18 protein-coding genes are annotated in these 14722 nt (G+C 65.4%); 10 read left to right on the forward strand and 8 right to left on the reverse strand.

What is annotated here, in order from left to right; genetic code table 11:
* Positions 1–8 precede the first annotated feature (8 nt).
* The 4 genes from CKO31_RS20975 to CKO31_RS20990 all read right to left on the reverse strand — a co-directional run bounded on the left by CKO31_RS20975 (position 9) and on the right by CKO31_RS20990 (position 4425).
* Positions 9–455 (reverse strand): ATP synthase subunit C, encoded by a 447-nt coding sequence (locus CKO31_RS20975; protein WP_200241106.1) that lies wholly within the window; start codon positions 453–455, stop codon positions 9–11.
* Positions 452–2260, reverse strand: coding sequence for a V-type ATP synthase subunit I (locus tag CKO31_RS20980; RefSeq protein ID WP_200241108.1), 1809 nt, complete (start codon positions 2258–2260; stop codon positions 452–454). The genes CKO31_RS20975 and CKO31_RS20980 overlap by 4 nt, the downstream gene beginning before the upstream one ends.
* 1 nt (position 2261) lies before the next feature.
* Positions 2262–2879, reverse strand: coding sequence for a V-type ATP synthase subunit D (locus CKO31_RS20985; protein ID WP_200241110.1), 618 nt, complete (start codon positions 2877–2879; stop codon positions 2262–2264).
* A 151-nt stretch (positions 2880–3030) separates the two neighbouring features.
* Positions 3031–4425, reverse strand: a complete 1395-nt coding sequence (locus CKO31_RS20990; protein ID WP_200241112.1) for a V-type ATP synthase subunit B — start codon at positions 4423–4425, stop codon at positions 3031–3033.
* Between the two features lie 637 nt (positions 4426–5062).
* Here CKO31_RS20990 and CKO31_RS20995 point away from each other — a divergent pair.
* The 4 genes from CKO31_RS20995 to CKO31_RS21010 all read left to right on the forward strand — a co-directional run bounded on the left by CKO31_RS20995 (position 5063) and on the right by CKO31_RS21010 (position 8134).
* Positions 5063–6397, forward strand: a complete 1335-nt coding sequence (locus CKO31_RS20995) for a ferredoxin reductase family protein (RefSeq protein WP_200241115.1) — start codon at positions 5063–5065, stop codon at positions 6395–6397.
* Between the two features lie 103 nt (positions 6398–6500).
* Positions 6501–7145 (forward strand): hypothetical protein, encoded by a 645-nt coding sequence (locus tag CKO31_RS21000; RefSeq protein WP_200241116.1) that lies wholly within the window; start codon positions 6501–6503, stop codon positions 7143–7145.
* A 279-nt stretch (positions 7146–7424) separates the two neighbouring features.
* Positions 7425–7631, forward strand: coding sequence for a hypothetical protein (locus CKO31_RS21005; RefSeq protein WP_200241117.1), 207 nt, complete (start codon positions 7425–7427; stop codon positions 7629–7631).
* A gap of 323 nt (positions 7632–7954) precedes the next feature.
* Complete coding sequence (locus CKO31_RS21010; protein WP_200241119.1) at positions 7955–8134, forward strand: hypothetical protein; 180 nt, start codon at positions 7955–7957, stop codon at positions 8132–8134.
* Between the two features lie 212 nt (positions 8135–8346).
* On the opposite strand, the gene CKO31_RS27735 is transcribed toward CKO31_RS21010, so the two are convergent.
* From CKO31_RS27735 to CKO31_RS21030, 4 genes are all read right to left on the reverse strand, one after another.
* Entirely contained in the window at positions 8347–8688 is a 342-nt protein-coding gene (locus CKO31_RS27735) for an AP2 domain-containing protein (RefSeq protein WP_369075144.1), read from the reverse strand.
* A gap of 73 nt (positions 8689–8761) precedes the next feature.
* A complete protein-coding gene (locus CKO31_RS21020) occupies positions 8762–9154 on the reverse strand; it encodes a hypothetical protein (RefSeq protein WP_200241123.1) in 393 nt (130 codons plus the stop codon).
* Complete coding sequence (locus tag CKO31_RS21025; RefSeq protein ID WP_200241125.1) at positions 9155–9358, reverse strand: hypothetical protein; 204 nt, start codon at positions 9356–9358, stop codon at positions 9155–9157. It abuts the gene before it with no gap.
* Positions 9359–9499: 141 nt separating this feature from the next.
* Positions 9500–10186 carry a fasciclin domain-containing protein gene (locus CKO31_RS21030; RefSeq protein WP_242475551.1) on the reverse strand — a complete coding sequence of 229 codons (687 nt, stop codon included), beginning with the start codon at positions 10184–10186 and terminating at the stop codon, positions 9500–9502.
* Between the two features lie 361 nt (positions 10187–10547).
* On the opposite strand from CKO31_RS21030, the gene CKO31_RS21035 reads away from it, so the two are divergent.
* The 6 genes from CKO31_RS21035 to CKO31_RS21060 all read left to right on the forward strand — a co-directional run bounded on the left by CKO31_RS21035 (position 10548) and on the right by CKO31_RS21060 (position 14694).
* Positions 10548–11048 carry a DUF4864 domain-containing protein gene (locus CKO31_RS21035; RefSeq protein WP_200241127.1) on the forward strand — a complete coding sequence of 167 codons (501 nt, stop codon included), beginning with the start codon at positions 10548–10550 and terminating at the stop codon, positions 11046–11048.
* A 179-nt stretch (positions 11049–11227) separates the two neighbouring features.
* A complete protein-coding gene (locus tag CKO31_RS26995; RefSeq protein WP_242475552.1) occupies positions 11228–11482 on the forward strand; it encodes a hypothetical protein in 255 nt (84 codons plus the stop codon).
* A gap of 396 nt (positions 11483–11878) precedes the next feature.
* Complete coding sequence (locus tag CKO31_RS21045; RefSeq protein WP_200241128.1) at positions 11879–12367, forward strand: SRPBCC family protein; 489 nt, start codon at positions 11879–11881, stop codon at positions 12365–12367.
* Positions 12368–12418: 51 nt separating this feature from the next.
* Positions 12419–12877: a PAS domain-containing protein gene (locus CKO31_RS21050; RefSeq protein WP_200241129.1), complete on the forward strand. Its 459-nt coding sequence runs from the start codon at positions 12419–12421 to the stop codon at positions 12875–12877.
* Positions 12878–13178: 301 nt separating this feature from the next.
* Positions 13179–13829, forward strand: coding sequence for a L,D-transpeptidase (locus tag CKO31_RS21055; protein WP_200241130.1), 651 nt, complete (start codon positions 13179–13181; stop codon positions 13827–13829).
* A 103-nt stretch (positions 13830–13932) separates the two neighbouring features.
* Positions 13933–14694 (forward strand): hypothetical protein, encoded by a 762-nt coding sequence (locus CKO31_RS21060; RefSeq protein ID WP_200241131.1) that lies wholly within the window; start codon positions 13933–13935, stop codon positions 14692–14694.
* The last annotated feature ends 28 nt before the right edge of the window (positions 14695–14722 follow it).

The raw sequence follows: 14722 nt of genomic DNA on the forward strand, positions 1-14722 counted from the left end.
ATGTCCCCTCAGGCCGGAATATTGCCGGCGAGCACCAGCGCGAACACGAACACGAACACCGAAAAGCCTTCGACGATGGCCGCCGGCGCCAGCGACAAGCCGAAGATCTCGGGCTTGACTTTCATCGCCTGAATGGCCGAGGCACAGGCGCGCCCCTGCAGGACGCTCGCGTAGAGCAGGGCGATGCCGGCCAACAGACCGATGCCGAAGATGCCGGGCGCGGAGCCGGCGGTGACCTCGCGCTGCAGGGTGAACATGATGACGATGCCGTAGATGACACCGGTGGAGGGCATCACCGAGACGCCCAGATACCGCCCCTGGCCGGACTCGGTGTCCACCATGGCGCCGATGGCGGCCTGCCCGGCGATGGCGCAGCCCATGATGCTGCCGATGGCGCTCAGCGCCAGGGCGCCGAACATGCCCGTCCAGCCGAGGGCGATTACGAGCTCGTTCATTCCATCATCTCCGTTTTCTTGAAGGGCCGGAAGGGATAGCCCTCGCCGGACAGTGCCCAGTTGTAGAACTCGATGTAATTGAGCCGCAGGCCGTGGACGACGCCGCTCACCAGGCCCAGCGCCATGTTGAGCCCGTGGCCGATGAGCAGCAGCAGGATCTGCAGCAGCAGGCCGAGGCCCGGGACCTGCTCGCCCACCTGCCGGGCCAGATCATTGAAGGTCAGCGCCAATGACGCGGAGGCGAGCCCCAGCGCGAACAGCCGCAGATAGGACAGGGTATCGCCGAAGATCTTGGTGACCTGCGTGAGCGCGAGCAGGCCGTCGAGGCCGCGCATCAGCACCGAGCCCAGCCCGGTGATGGGCCGCGCGCTGGTGGCGAAGAACACCAGCGCCAGGCCCAGGGCGATGCCGCCGTAGCCCGCCGTCTGGCCGAGCGCGGCGGGCTCGGGCGCGCTGACGGCGAGCCACAGCGTGAAGCCGCCCACCGCCACCAGCACCCAGCCCAGCGGCGCCAGCGCCTGGAACCGCGGCCAGAGGTTGCCGATGCGCACCAGGTTGGCGAGCACGACATGGAAGACGCCGATGCCCACCGATAGCCGCATCATGGCCTCGAAGTCGTCGAGGTCGAGCACATGGAGCTGCGCGGGCAGACTCCCGGCCGGCGGCGAAAAGCCGAAATAGCTGCCCACGGCGACCCCCCAGGCGAAGGACGCGCCGGCGATGGCGCTGCCCAGTACCCGCAGCCGGCGCCCGGCGGTCGATGCGCCGAGCTTGCCCCAGAAGAGCACCAGCCCGAGGCCCAGCAGCGCCGCATAGCCGGCGTCCGAGAGGATCATCGCGAAGAAGACCGCGAAGGAGAAAAACAGCACCCGGCTCGGGTCGAAGCTGTCGTAGGCCGGCATCTGGTAGAAATGCACCAGGTCCTCGCCGGCGCCGAGGTTCTCCGGATTGGTGAGCAGCGTCGGCGGGGCGTCGCCCGGGGCCGGGTCTTCGGTGAGCAGCGCGAGGCCCTGTTCCCGGGCCAGCGCTTCCACCGCCGGCAGTTGGGAGACGCCCACCCAGCCCTGCACCGCGAACAGGCCGTCGGTGTCGAGCGTCTGGCTCTGGGCGTGGCGCAGCACGGCCTGGTCTTCGGCGCGCGCGAAGTGCTTGGTGAGCAGATAGATCCAGCGCGTCAGGGCGCGCCGCTCGGCCTGCCTGTCCTCCAGGGCGAGCTCGGCCGCCTCCAGCTGCCGCTCCACCTCGCTCAAGGACAGGGCGCCGGTGTGGTCGCGCGGGACGGGCAGGGCGTCCCGCGGCGGCTCTTCGGCCGCGACCACCACCAGATAAGCTTGGCGGTTGTCGCGGCGGACGATCTCCCAGGGCAGCTCCAGCTCCGAGAGCGCGGCAAGATGGCGCAGCGGCAGCCGATAGAACCAGAGCTTGCGCCCGCCGAGGGCTTCGGCCGGCGGCAGCGTGAAATCGCCCCAGTCGGCGAGGTCCTTGGCGCGCTGGGCCAGGGCGTCGCGGCGGTCCAGGGCGGCGCGCAAGCGGTCTTTGTTGTCCAGCACCTGCTGGACCGTGGCGGCGATGTCGAAGCCGTCTTCAGCATGGAGCTGGCGGCGCTTCTCGGGCTCGTCCAGTAGGTAGCGCAGGGCCTTGCGGGCGTCCTCGGCGTGCTCCGGCGGGCGGTTCTCGGGCTCCTCGGGGGGCGGGGCCAGCGGCACCAGGTGCGCACAGCCGAGCGCCTGGACCCGGTCCAGCACCGCGGGCTTGTCGTGCCCGCTGCCGACCAGCGAGATGCGCTTCAGGCGCTCGATGGCCATGTCAGACCTGCCCCTGCGCCAGCCCTTCGGCGGCGCGCTTCTTTTTGGCGATCTTCGAGCGCACCACCGCGGCGCGCTCGGCGTCGGACAACGCGATGCGGATGCGCTTGATGTTCTCGCGGGTCTGTGGAATCAAGACCTTGTCGAAGAGGTTGACGCGCTGGGTGACGGTGCGTACGGCGGCGTTCAACAGCGCCACCCGGCGCTCGGCCACCATGGCCTCGATGCGCAGCCGGGCGCTCGCGGTGAGGGCCTCGATGAGCGGCTCCAGCCACTGCGGCTTGGAGATGTAGCCGTAGGGCCGGACGTCCACCTCGATGGCTTGCAGGGTCGGCAGCCAGGTGCCCACGACGTTCTCGCGTCCGAGCTCCACGTGCTTCACCCGCACCAGTGCGTTCAGGTCCAGCTCTTCGTTGCCGAGCATCGGCAGGCTCGCAGTGATCTGTTGCCGCGCCGCCGCCAAGCGCTCGTCGAGGGCCAGGCGCTCCGCCCGGGCGCGGGCGCGCTCGCCCATCAGCTGCTTGCGCTTCAAGTCCAGCGACGGCAGGAACTGCTGATAGCTCTTCAGCTGCTGCGTCTGCTGCGACAGCGATGACTTGCTGAGGGAGACCTTGGCCACGTCTGGCTGGACCTGTGTTGCTGTTGAATGTCAGTGGACGTGCCGGGGCTCCTTTTCGGAACGACCCAGCACGCTCAGCTCGTCGGTGGACTGCGCTTCGCTTGTCCACCCTACCAAGTTGTCCTCCCTATAAACGGCCAAGCGGCCGACATCAGGCGACGGCCGCCGCCGGCCCCGGCGCATCCGGCACGTCGGCGTCGTGCGATGCGGCAGGACGCGGGAAGTAGCGGTCGATCAGCTGCTGCTTCATGAGCAGCTCTTCGGGCTCGAAGCACTCGGCCATGGTCTGCCAGCACAGGTCCAGCGCGGCCTCCAGCGGCAGGCTCACGTCGATGTCCATGAAGCGCTCGCGGAAGAGCTCGCCGAAGCGCAGCAGCTTGTGGTCGAAGTCGCTCAGGTCGAAGGCCATGGCCTGCTTTTGCTGCGCGTCCCGGGCGCCGGAGTAGAAGCGGATCATGGTGTTCATGACCTGGCCGTGGTCCTCGCGGGTGACCTTGCCGATGACGTGCTGCTTCAGGCGCGACAGGCTGCCGAAGGGGTCCAGCACGCTGTCGTGCAGGTAGAACTGCCCCTCGGTGATGTAGCCGGTGTTGTCCGGCACCGGGTGGGTCACGTCGCCGCCCGGCATGGTGGTGACCGTCAGGATGGTCAGGGAGCCGCCCTCGCGATAGTCGGCGGCCTTCTCGTAGCGCCGCGCCATCTGCGAATAGAGGTCGCCCATGTAGCCGCGGTTGGATGGCACGGACTCCATGGCGATGCCGACCTCCTTCATGGCGTCGGCGTAGGCGGTCATGTCCGTCAGCAGCACCAGGACGCGCTTGCCTTCCTCCAGCGCGAACTTCTCCGCCACGGCCAGGGCCATGTCCGGCACCAGGAGGCGCTCCACCACGGGGTCCGCGGAGAGGTTCACGAACATCACGGTGCGCGGGAAGATGCCGGCGTCCTCGAAGGCGCGGCGGAAGTAGTAGTAGTCGTCGAAGATCAGCCCCAGGCCGCCGAAGACAATGATGTCGGCGTCGGCCTGGATGCCGATGCGCGCGAGCAGCTGGTTGTAGGGCTCGCCGGCGACGGAGAAGATCGGGATCTTCTGACTTTCCACCAGGGAGTTGAAGATGTCGATCATGGGCACGTCGGTGCGGATCATCTTGGATGCCAGCACCCGCCGTGCGGGGTTCACCGACGGTCCGCCGGTGGCGACCTTGGGCTCGGCGGTGAGCTCCGGTCCGGTGTCGAGCAGCTCGCCGTCGCCGCGAAAGACCCGGCCGAGGATGTTGGCCGAGTAGGTCGCGCGCATCGCGTGGCCGAGGAATTGCACCGTGGACGAGGTCGCGACGCCCTTGGTGCCGGAGAAGACCTGCAGCGAGGCGACGTCGCGGTCGATCTTGATGACCCGCGCTAGGGAGCGGAAGCCGTCCACGCCCTCCACCAGCGCGAGGTCGTCGTAGGCGATGGCCGGGGTGTCTTGTCCCGCGGAGCCGATGCGCACCTTCAGGATATCGCCGACGATTTCGATGACGTCGGTATAGCGTGTCAGCGTCTGGGCCATACAGCCTCCTTCGCCGCGCTTATTGAAAATGGACGTGTGCTCGCCCGCGTGACCGAATCGGTGTTAACGGCGCCCCGCAGGATACCACGCAATATCGGTCCCGGACGCTCGCTCTATCTTCTACACCCCGGTTCAGCCAATGCTGCAGACCCCCGGCCTCGATTACGAAAACGACAACGAGCGCGGAATCAGCTGATAACGCTGTACGGGAAGCGCCGAAGGGAGCTTAGACGCCAGCCAGATACGGCTTTCCAGTCGGAGCCCGAGCTTGGGAGACCGCGAGACTATACAGGTCGCGGATGCCGGTCAAGGCAGCGTCGGGCTTCCTGTTGAGGTGCATGGTTTTGGTCTTTCATCCTGGGGAATCTCCCCATTGCGAACAGGCTCCAACCGGCGTGGTGCCTCGCTGCACAGATTCTTGCCGATCAAGCACAGTTTTTGGCTCTCCGTCGATGGGTGTTCGGCGAGACACTTTCGCATCAAGGCAGCCGCCGCGGCGCACGGCAGCAGGGTAGGGTGGACAAGCGAAGCGTAGTCCACCCTGTCGCTCCCTTGGGAGCCCTCCTTGGCAGCTCAAAGAGCACGGCATGCGCTCTGACATAAAATTCACAAAAGTCACGCCCACGAGGTTGATCATATGCGAACGGCGCTCAGTGGCTCGACCTGGCTCGGCTTCTATGTTGCATTGATCCTGTTCCCGTTGGCCGCGGGTACCGTCTTCCGGCCCGTGGACGCCTCGGACTCGCTGTTCATCAACCTCTCCGTGGCGCTCGGCTACGTCGGCTTCGCGATCATGGCCATGGAGCTCACCCTGCTGTCGCGGGTCAAGAGCGCCACGGCCGCCTTCGGGCTGGACGCGCTGCAGCTCGTGCACAAGCAGATCGCCTTCGTCGCCCTGCTCTTGGTGGTGGCACATCCGCTGGTGCTCCTGCCGGCGGGTTACCCGTGGCAGATGCTGCTGCTGGGGCCCGATGTGCCGTGGGCGATCATGCTCGGCACCCTGGCGGTGATCGCCACGGTGCTGCTGATCCTGCTCTCCATCTGGCGCAAGGCGCTGCGCATGCCCTATGAGCTTTGGCAGATCACCCATGGATTTCTCGCCATTGCCGTCCTCGTGTTGGCGGCGGTCCATATCCTTACGGCGGGCCGCTATTCGCAGCTGTTGCCCATGCGCATCGCCGTGGTGCTCTACCTGGCAGTGCTGGTGATCCTGTTCTTCCACTTCCGTATTGCGCGGCCGCTGCGCTCGCTGTCGCGGCCTTGGCGGGTGATCGAGAACCGCTCCGAGCTCGGCCGATCCCGCACCCTGCGTTTAGCGCCGGAAAGTTACCAGGGCTGGGGCTTCGAGGGCGGGCAGTTCGCCTGGATCAATCTCGGGCGCTGGCCGTTCAATTACGCGCAGCATCCGATTTCATTCTCATCCAGTGGTGAGCGTGCCGCGGAGACAGGCGAGGTGGCCTTTACCATCAAAGATCTGGGTGATTGGTCCGGGCGGCGGGTGCCGGCCGCCCAAGCCGGCGATCGCGTATGGCTGGACGGCCCGCACGGCGTGTTTACCATCGACCGTATTCAGGGACCCGGCTATGTTTTTATTGCCGGCGGTGTCGGGATTACGCCCATCCACTCCATGCTCGCGACCATGGCGGACCGCGGTGACCCGCGTCCAGTATTGCTGTTCTTCGGTGGCAAAGACGCCGAAAGCCTGACGCTGCGCGAAGAAGTGCTCGCGCTGCAGTCCAGGATGAACCTCCAAGTGGTCATGACCCTCACAGATCCGCCGCCCGACTGGAGTGGGGAGACCGGGCACATGACCCCGCAGATGCTCCTGCGGTATCTGCCGGACAAGGGATATCGGCGCTGGATGTACATCATTTGCGGGCCCAACCCCATGATCAACGCCATGGAGTCCGTGCTGGGCACCATCGAGGTGCCGCCGGAGCAAGTCTTTGCCGAGCGTTTCGATATGGTTTAGGGGAAAGCGGATTTTTCGCGGTTCTCTAGTTCGTCAAGGGTTGTTGGTCTCAGCGAGATGGGTGGAAACATGCTGGCCCGGCGCGGTCATTGTGGAGGTATGCATGACGCATAGGTTGGTTCGGCGACTGGTGTTCTTGGTGACCTTGTCCGTTCTCCTGGCGGCGCTCGGCTTTGCGCTGGTGGTCTCCTACACGCCGCGGCTGAGTGGTGTCGCCGTGGGCGCACAAGAGCCGATCAAGGCGTTGGCGCGCAAGGTCTACCCGGTGCCGCATCCGGTGGACGGCCCGCGCTTCGCCGATTGCGCCAACTGTCATGCGCGCGGTGCACGGTTCCAGTCGCCGGCGAATCATCAAACCTTCGGCAACCACACCTGCGGTCTCTGTCACGCATTCCCGCGCCCGCCAGAAGCCGTCGTCGAGGTCGCGGATCACACCTTTGGCTGGCGCTCGCCGCTCGGCGAAGCGGCCAAGCAGCATTTCAATCTGCCGGATCGCTGTGTGCTGCTCAGTAGCCTCGAGCAGGTGGTCACCGGTGAGCACTGCTCGGTGCGCCCGGACGGGCAGGTATGCGTGGCCTGTCACTGGGCCGGGCGCGCGGACGGCGGGGTCAGGCTGGACAACCTCGAAGACAAGCAGGACTTGATCGACCGCGGCTACATCGAGGGCTTTGTCTCGGAGCAAAGCGTCAAACCGCCGAATCTCAAGCGGCTGTTCGCCGATTGGCAGGTCCGGGGCTATCCGGACTAGGCGCACGCTCGGCGCCCGCTGCGCGTCACCGGCTCGGCTTGACATTACGGGACTGGAAGCTCCGACGACAGCGGAAAGGGCGCCGGAGGACATGATCCTTTCTATCAAAAAAATTTAACCTTGGGGTCACCTCCGTTTGCGATTGTGACGTGCGCTTGCATTTGCAATCACGACGCAGGGGGCTCTATGGCCACAAACACGGCAGGTGCGGAAGGTAATGTAATCGGTGGGGACTCGGTGACGGACCGAGCGGATGAGGTCAGCGGCATACAGCGGGGAATGCAGTGGCTGATCGTTCTGGGGCTCGTCTACCTGCTGATGATCGCCGTCGGTGTGCTCAGCCAGGGCTTTCGGGGCGTCTCCGGCGGTGCTGGGCGTGGTTTACGCGCTGGGCAGGATGTTGAAGGCGGTGATGACCGGCAAGGCGCAGCGCATCTTCAATATCAGACACCGGACGTCGCTGGTGGTGGCGACCTTGTTCCTTAGGTTCCTGATCATCCTGATCGCTGAAGGGGCGGGCTGGTAATCGAGGCAAGGACGGCTCACGGACCCAACCCCGCCGAAGACCATCGAGAATTAGCGCCAGCTATCGGCGCTGCGCCCGGCAGCGCCTGTTGCACCCGGCAGCCATTCCAGTGTCCGAGGGCCCGTGCCACCGGCCGCACGGACGTGCCGGCCCGGCGCGTGCCCTCGATCGCGCGTAAACTCAACGGCGGCACCGTGCCTCAGACTTCCCGAGCTGATCGGGTTTACGCCACTTTCAAGGACATCCGGGCGGCTCCTACCCGCCTGCCTACGCCCCTGGGTCCATGCCGGGATACGGCTACGGGCCCTACGGTCCGGGCCAAGGCTATGGCCCGGGCTATGGTTACGGACCCGAGTACGGCTACGGGCCGCGCTATGACGAACAGGATGCCAACGGCGGCGGCTTCAATCCGATGAAGATGATGCCAAGTCCGATGCAGATGTTCGGCGGCGACAACAACTGACGTTATCGGAGTAGGGCAACAGGATCCGGAGATGCGTTGAGGGCGCGGCTTCCTCGCTGTCGTCGCAACGTCCAACCTTTCAAAGTCTCGGAGCTACGGGTCTGGTGCTGCGCCTCAGAGAAGTGAAGCCGGCGGGGGCGCTCTAGGGTCCTAAACCTTAGACTGTTTTGCCCGGCATCCAACGGGACTTTTGCGGTCGACATCCCTCCACTTTATGCCGCCTCGGCGCTGCGTGTGCAGGTGTCGACAGCGGCAGGGCCCGCGGACCTTCGGGGCGCCTTGATCTGGATGGCTCTCTCGGATTCGCCGTGGTGCCCAAGGCGTCCTAGTGACGCATTGGTAGCGGCATGTTCTCCACGAAGGTATCGCGCCATTGCATCATAGGCCCTGGCGGCCGCTTTCGGGCACTCGAAGTAGCCCAAATGGGTCTTTCGGCCGTTGATCTTGATTCGAGCGCGCCACTTTCCGGTGAGTTTGTACCAGTCCACGCCGACATAGCCTGATGTGTTGTGCACGAGCCCTCCTCGGTGGTGTTGGTTGTGGTTGCTGAGCACCAGACGCAGGTTGTCCGATATGGCGGCCAAACACCTTGGCCTGGTGCAGTTCCGATTAGGTCTTTCCTTTCTCTCACCACCGCACTGCCCAGACCAGCAACAGCTGGAGCAGCTTCAGATTGACGGGATCAAGGCCAAGGACGTGCGCCAGCAAAGATCCCTTCGCTTGCCCGTCGTAGACACCAATCAGGCGCCCGTCGACCAGAAGCTCGATCGACAGACCGGCCTGGCGTAGGACCGGCTGACCGGCCAGCAGCCAGCGGCGCCGCGTGCTCCGTGAGGGCAGGCGCGAGAAGAGCCCGAGGCTCAATGAAGCACGCGCGATGTCGGCCTCGATGCGCTCGCCGGCACCGCGGACTTGGATCCGTTCGCCATTCGGACCGGCCAGCGTGACGGTCCCTGTGATCAGAAGCTGATCGAGTTCTAACATCGATTCCGGCTCGCCCGTCGGCGATGCGCGCTCCACCTATGACGCCGCGCCGGCGTCCCGGGTGCGGATTTTCAACGTCCCGTTCAGGGTCCATTTCGCCGACTTCGGGTCGGCGTCGACCTTCGACGGCACGTAGACGTCGAGCTGGTCGAACTCGTAGGTGATCTCTGCGCCGCGGCCCGTCAGCTTGTCATACAGTGCAATGGCCAGCTCAGGCCAGGTGGTGATGTCGTCGCTCATGGTCTCTTGCTCCTGGTTGCAGCGTCACTCGCGAATTACTTTGCGGGCAACGGTGGTGGTCGCCGGAGCGCGACGGCCGGGTTGGCCGTCGGGCAGCCGCACGAGTCGTATCGCGGTCGCGGGGCAATAGGCGCCACCGCGCTACTTGGGCATGAGGACCGTATCGATGACGTGGATGACGCCATTGCTGGCCTCGATATCGGTCTTCACGACGTTTGCGCCATCGACCTTGACGCCGTCTGTGGTGTCGATCGTGAGGGTCCCACCCTGCACCGTCGTCGCACTGTCCAGGCCGACCACATCCGCCGCCATGACCTTGCCCGGGACCACGTGGTAGGTCAGCACCGCTGTCAGCTGCTCCTTGTCCGCGAGCAGCGCCTCTAGCTGCGCCTGCGGGATCTTGGCGAAGGCCTCGTCGGTTGGCGCGAAGACCGTGGACGGGCCCTCGCCTTTGAGCGTGTCCACGAGCTCGGCGGCCTGCAGCGCCGCGGCCAGGGTCTTGAAGCTGCCCGCAGCGACGGCGACGTCGACGATATCACCCGAAGCATCGCCGGGCGCTTCGGTGCTGGCGACCTTCACTGGCTTGGGCTGTTGTGCGCCCCAGTACATCGCCGGGTGCGGCGCCATGGGCCGCATCATCCGCACCGGGCCTGGCGCGTAGCCGGACCGGTAGCCGCCAGGGTGCATCATCATGGGGCCCTGGGGTTGGCCGTGGTAGCCAGCCATGCGCCCGCAGTGGCTGCCGGCGGCGGCTTGGTCGGCGGTTCCCACGCCGAGGCCGAGGGTGAGGAGGGCGCCGACGGTGATGGTCGTCTTGCGAAGGGTCATTTGGGATTCTCCGAGCGTCGAGGGTGTGACCGTAGGGTGACGGGTGCTTCTCGTCGCGGCAGACAGTTTGTCCAGGTTGTGGGAAGGCAATGTCTGCCTAATGAAAGAATGCTTTCCGATATCCTTTCAGTTTGTCCATGTTGTGTCTTGCCGATTTATGCTGACCGCGCGGCGACCAAGGCTAGGGCGCCGGTGGCTAGACTAGCCTCCGGGGTTGGCGTCTCTCCAGCGCGCGCCGGCGCAGCATGCAGGCCGTACGGACGGTCGCCGTGAGACGCAACCGGATGAGGGCGTACGACTCTAATGCGCTGGCCAACGGTGGCTCGCACAATTTCCCTTCAAGCAGCGCAGGATTCTGAAGATGCCAAGGCTCCTCAAAACCACGACGACGGCTGCCTTGCTGGTGCTGACGACGACGGTGCTGGCGACAACGCCACCCGTTGACGCGACGGCGCCGTCGCCCGACCTCGCGCCGGAGGAGGTGGTACGGATGCAGGTTGAATGGCTGCGTACAAACGACGCAGGCGACCAGGGCATCGCGCAGGTGTTCGCGTTTGCCTCGCCGGCCAATCGCGCGCAGACGGGCCCCTTGGACCGCTTCACAGCGATGGTGCGTGCTGCGCCGTACGCCGCGTTGCTGGGTCACCGTAAAGCGCGATTCGGCGCCATCGCCATAACCGCAACGCAGGCACGGCAGCGCGTGACGATCGTCACCCGCAACGACGAGAGCCGAGCCTTCCTCTGGGTGCTCTCCCGGCAGACGGATGACGCCTGCAAGGGTTGTTGGGTGACCGACGCGGTGATCCCGCTCGGTCAGGACGATGACGCAGATGGCATCGATGCCTCGGGGACCGTGACCTGACACCAACACCGGGCTTGCGTGCTGCGAAAGCTTGGAGTTCGAGCGGTTATCCTTGCGAAGTGTCGTCTCAGGCGCATTTGTTCAGTCATGGCGGCGCTGTGAACAGACTTTGTCTTGCTGCACCGGCGCCGTCGTCCATGATCTTCGAACTTCTGTCCAATACTCTGAGGTACCGACACATGTCCCAAGCCACGCACCAGACCAACCACACGCCGCTCATCGTCCTGGGGCTCGCCATGGCGCTCGGGCCGCTGACCGCGCTGTCGCTCGGCTCCCGCTACGCTGACGAGGAGACCTTCGCGCGAGCCCAAGCTGGGGCCGAAAATATCAAGCGTCGCGAGATGCCGGCGGCGGTCGCCAGCCCCGCCCAGCGTGAAGAGACTGCGCAGGCCTACGCCGACGCCATGCCGATGGTTACCGACGGCGAATCCTAACCCTGTGGCGGTCTGGGCGACTCCGCTCAGACCGCTGCGCGGCGACAAACCCCGCCAACAGGGTCGGAATCGGTGTAGTCTCTGCGAGCAGACGGGCAACAACAAGGACTTGATGGATTGAGAGCCTGGGAGATACGGTGGTGCGGCGCGTCGAGCACTGCGCGGGCCACTGCCCAGTTTTGAGCTTCCGTTGTCGCAGACGCCTGCGCTCGGCACGGGACTCCGTCACCAGTTCATCGTTGAGACGAGGCACGGTGCTACGCAGCCTCAGCGTTCGCGCCAAGGATCCGCGCCTCGGGTGAGGTAACCGGCTCGCTCCGACGACCCGCGGCTAGGCTTGGCAATTGCCAAGGATCGACGTGGCAGCCCATGCAATTGACTCGGGGGAAGAGCCTGATGGTGAAAGCCCAAGCGAGTATCGTTATTGCGCGACCGGCCGAGGCGATATACGAATTTATCGCCGACGACTTTGCGCGCAACTACAAGCGCTGGTCTCCAGAGGTCCAGCGGCTCGAGCTGCTGACCCCAGGGCCACTTCGGGTCGGCAGCCGGGCACGCCAAGTGCGGGTGGACCAGGGCCGGCGCACCGAAACCACGTTCCGGGTGCGAGCCCTGGAGCGGCCCCGCCGGCTTTGCTTCGCCGAGACCCGTGACCAGTTCCGCATCGACTATGTACTGGAGAGAGTACACGACAAACCGAACGGTGATTTCAGCCGCCTCACCTTCGGCTTTCAGCTCACCCGCGTCGAGCTCTACATGCGGCCGTTCGAGAAGCTCATCCGCTCGGCGGTGCAGGAAGGTGCAAACCGCACAGTGGACAATGTGAAGCGGCTGGTTGAGGCGGAAGTTCCCGCCAGCAGCGACCCACAGGCATCGGCGCCCTGACCGCACCCGGTCGGCCTGAACGCTCAATAAACCCGATACGAGCAACGCATCATGGAATTTATTGCGGAGAAGGACCCCGGCCTGATCCCGTTCGTCCTGTCGCAGATCCTGGACACGGTGGTCACCGGCATCACGCTGTCTGACCCGGACCAGCCGGATAACCCCATGGTCTACGCCAATGCTGCGTTCGAGATGATCACCGGCTACGAGCAGGATGAGATCATCGGCCGCAACTGTCGATTCCTACAGGGGGAAGACCGCGACCAGCCTGAGATCGAGCGCATCCGCGAAGCGCTGCGCACCGATGAGCCGGTCACCGTGACGCTGCGCAACTACAAGAAGGATGGAACGCTTTTCTACAATCGGTTCACCGTACGGCCCCTGTTCGACCGCGACGGGCGGTTGATCTACTACCTGGGGGTGCAGTACGACGTGACCGAGCAGGTGCGCGCCAAAGAAGAGCTCGCCCGGCTCAATGCCGTGCTAGAGGCGGCGGGCGGAAATTCCTGACAACGGCGCATTTGCCGACGCGAAGCGCTAGGCGCAGAGCCAGAGCAGTCAAGTGCCGTAAGCGTCGGGACTAGGCGTTGCGGCGGGCGCCGGGGGAGTGAGCCGTCGACCATCGTGTCGCGCGCGCACGCCACCCCCCGGAGGACTTCGGACTCCTCGCCTGGGGTTACCGTTGATTCGAGTGTACAAGGTCGGCCCGCTCATTCTGGCGGCTTGACCAGCCTTCCACCACTCCCTAACCTAGCCAGTTAGCCGGCCGGCCACTTGTTGCAGATGCGTTGGCATCATTTCGCCATCAGCCATGAAGCCAACCATCCTGAGAAAGCGACTTCTGGGCCTGCTCGTGGCCGCCGTTGGTTTAGCACTCACCGGGTGCAGCAGCACCGGCCACGATGCCACAGGCAAGGATACCCGCAACAAGCTGTTGGTGAGCGTCCAAGACCAACGGATGCTACTACTGCGCGACGGCAAGCCGGTCAAGCTCTACCCGGTCTCCACCTCGAAGTTCGGTCTCGGTTCACGGGCGGGCAGCAATCGAACACCGCTCGGTACCATGGAGATCGCAAGGAAGATCGGCGACGGCCAACCCATGGGGATGGTCTTCAAGGGCCGGCGCCCGACCGGCGAAATCCTCGAGGCAAACGCGCCCGGTCGCGACCCGATCGTCAGTCGCATCCTCTGGCTCAACGGCAAGGATCGGCACAACAGCAATACCTTCAGCCGATTCATCTACATCCACGGCACGCCGGAAGAGTGGCGGCTGGGCCGTCCAGCCTCCTATGGGTGCATCCGCATGGGGATTCGGGACGTGGTAGACCTCTACAACCGTGTCGGCGAGGGCGCGGAGGTCAGGGTGATCCGGGAATCGCTGCTCCATATCCGGGATGATCGGGACTATGCACGCAAGCGCTTGCGCAGCGCCACTCACCTCAGCTTTGCCTCTTCCGACTGACAGCGTCTACGTCGCTCACCCGCAGCCGCGCGACGCTACCCTCACAACCATGCGCCAAGCGTAGGCGCCGTGACCTACTCCGGATGCGTCGCGGACGGATTGCATGAGAAACCTCGGCCTGCTGTGCATCCTCGCGCTCGGGTTGTTGGCCTGCCTCGGCATGGCGGTCGCCCAGGACGCCCAGATCGCCGCCCAGCCTACGGCATCCAGGCCGCTGGCGACCGAGCTCCAGGACACCCCTACCACGGACCTCGCCGCAACCGCCGAGCGGACCGCCACTGTGCTCGCCGACCTGCTCGCCGAGCGCGAGCCGCTGCTCGCCGACGCCCGCGTCCTGGAGACTGAGCTCGCCCGGCTGGCGGTGCGGCGGGAGGCCAATGCATTGCCGCAGCGCCCCGACATGACCACGCCGCCGGCGGATTTGGCGGCAGCGGATGCCCTGGTGGATCAGTGGGTCCAGCGCGCCGAGGCGGCCGACATCCAAACCCGCGTCGGCGAGGAGCGCCTGAGCGCACTGGAGCGTTTCCACGCCTTGGCCCTGCGCGTTGCCGATGCCTCCGACGCCCTCGCCCGCACGGCCCGGGAGCTACTGCCCTTGGTTGCCGAGCTCGAGGCCCGGGAGCGCGCCGGCGAGCTGGACCCCGCCGAGCGGGCAGAGATGCTGGATCCCCTGCCCGAGACCATCGGCCCCGCAGCCCTGGATGACGATGCCGAAGCCTGGCGCCGTGAGGCCCGCCTCGCCGAAGCCGACACCCGCCGCACCCAGCCCATGTTTGACATGCTGCGGAAAAATGGGCCCTATAAACAGTATCTTAGTGGTACACAGATGGCGGTTATGGCACTACAGGGTTGGTTTTGGCAGTGAAGGGGCTCGCATTCAAACCACAGTGATT

Origin of the sequence: Thiohalocapsa halophila, assembly GCF_016583825.1 — a bacterium.
GTDB classification, from domain to species: Bacteria; Pseudomonadota; Gammaproteobacteria; order Chromatiales; family Chromatiaceae; genus Thiohalocapsa; species Thiohalocapsa halophila.

What these genes read in the sequence shown, in the direction of transcription:
- CKO31_RS21025 (WP_200241125.1), bottom strand. Translation starts at nt 9,358, where the DNA reads ATGAGCGACGACATCACCACCTGGCCTGAGCTGGCCATTGCACTGTAT.
- CKO31_RS21000 (WP_200241116.1), top strand. Translation starts at nt 6,501, where the DNA reads ATGACGCATAGGTTGGTTCGGCGACTGGTGTTCTTGGTGACCTTGTCC.
- CKO31_RS21060 (WP_200241131.1), top strand. Translation starts at nt 13,933, where the DNA reads ATGAGAAACCTCGGCCTGCTGTGCATCCTCGCGCTCGGGTTGTTGGCC.
- CKO31_RS20995 (WP_200241115.1), top strand. Translation starts at nt 5,063, where the DNA reads ATGCGAACGGCGCTCAGTGGCTCGACCTGGCTCGGCTTCTATGTTGCA.
- CKO31_RS21030 (WP_242475551.1), bottom strand. Translation starts at nt 10,186, where the DNA reads ATGACCCTTCGCAAGACGACCATCACCGTCGGCGCCCTCCTCACCCTC.
- CKO31_RS20975 (WP_200241106.1), bottom strand. Translation starts at nt 455, where the DNA reads ATGAACGAGCTCGTAATCGCCCTCGGCTGGACGGGCATGTTCGGCGCC.
- CKO31_RS20980 (WP_200241108.1), bottom strand. Translation starts at nt 2,260, where the DNA reads ATGGCCATCGAGCGCCTGAAGCGCATCTCGCTGGTCGGCAGCGGGCAC.
- CKO31_RS26995 (WP_242475552.1), top strand. Translation starts at nt 11,228, where the DNA reads ATGTCCCAAGCCACGCACCAGACCAACCACACGCCGCTCATCGTCCTG.
- CKO31_RS21010 (WP_200241119.1), top strand. Translation starts at nt 7,955, where the DNA reads ATGCCGGGATACGGCTACGGGCCCTACGGTCCGGGCCAAGGCTATGGC.
- CKO31_RS21005 (WP_200241117.1), top strand. Translation starts at nt 7,425, where the DNA reads ATGCAGTGGCTGATCGTTCTGGGGCTCGTCTACCTGCTGATGATCGCC.
- CKO31_RS21055 (WP_200241130.1), top strand. Translation starts at nt 13,179, where the DNA reads ATGAAGCCAACCATCCTGAGAAAGCGACTTCTGGGCCTGCTCGTGGCC.
- CKO31_RS20990 (WP_200241112.1), bottom strand. Translation starts at nt 4,425, where the DNA reads ATGGCCCAGACGCTGACACGCTATACCGACGTCATCGAAATCGTCGGC.
- CKO31_RS21035 (WP_200241127.1), top strand. Translation starts at nt 10,548, where the DNA reads ATGCCAAGGCTCCTCAAAACCACGACGACGGCTGCCTTGCTGGTGCTG.
- CKO31_RS21045 (WP_200241128.1), top strand. Translation starts at nt 11,879, where the DNA reads ATGGTGAAAGCCCAAGCGAGTATCGTTATTGCGCGACCGGCCGAGGCG.
- CKO31_RS21050 (WP_200241129.1), top strand. Translation starts at nt 12,419, where the DNA reads ATGGAATTTATTGCGGAGAAGGACCCCGGCCTGATCCCGTTCGTCCTG.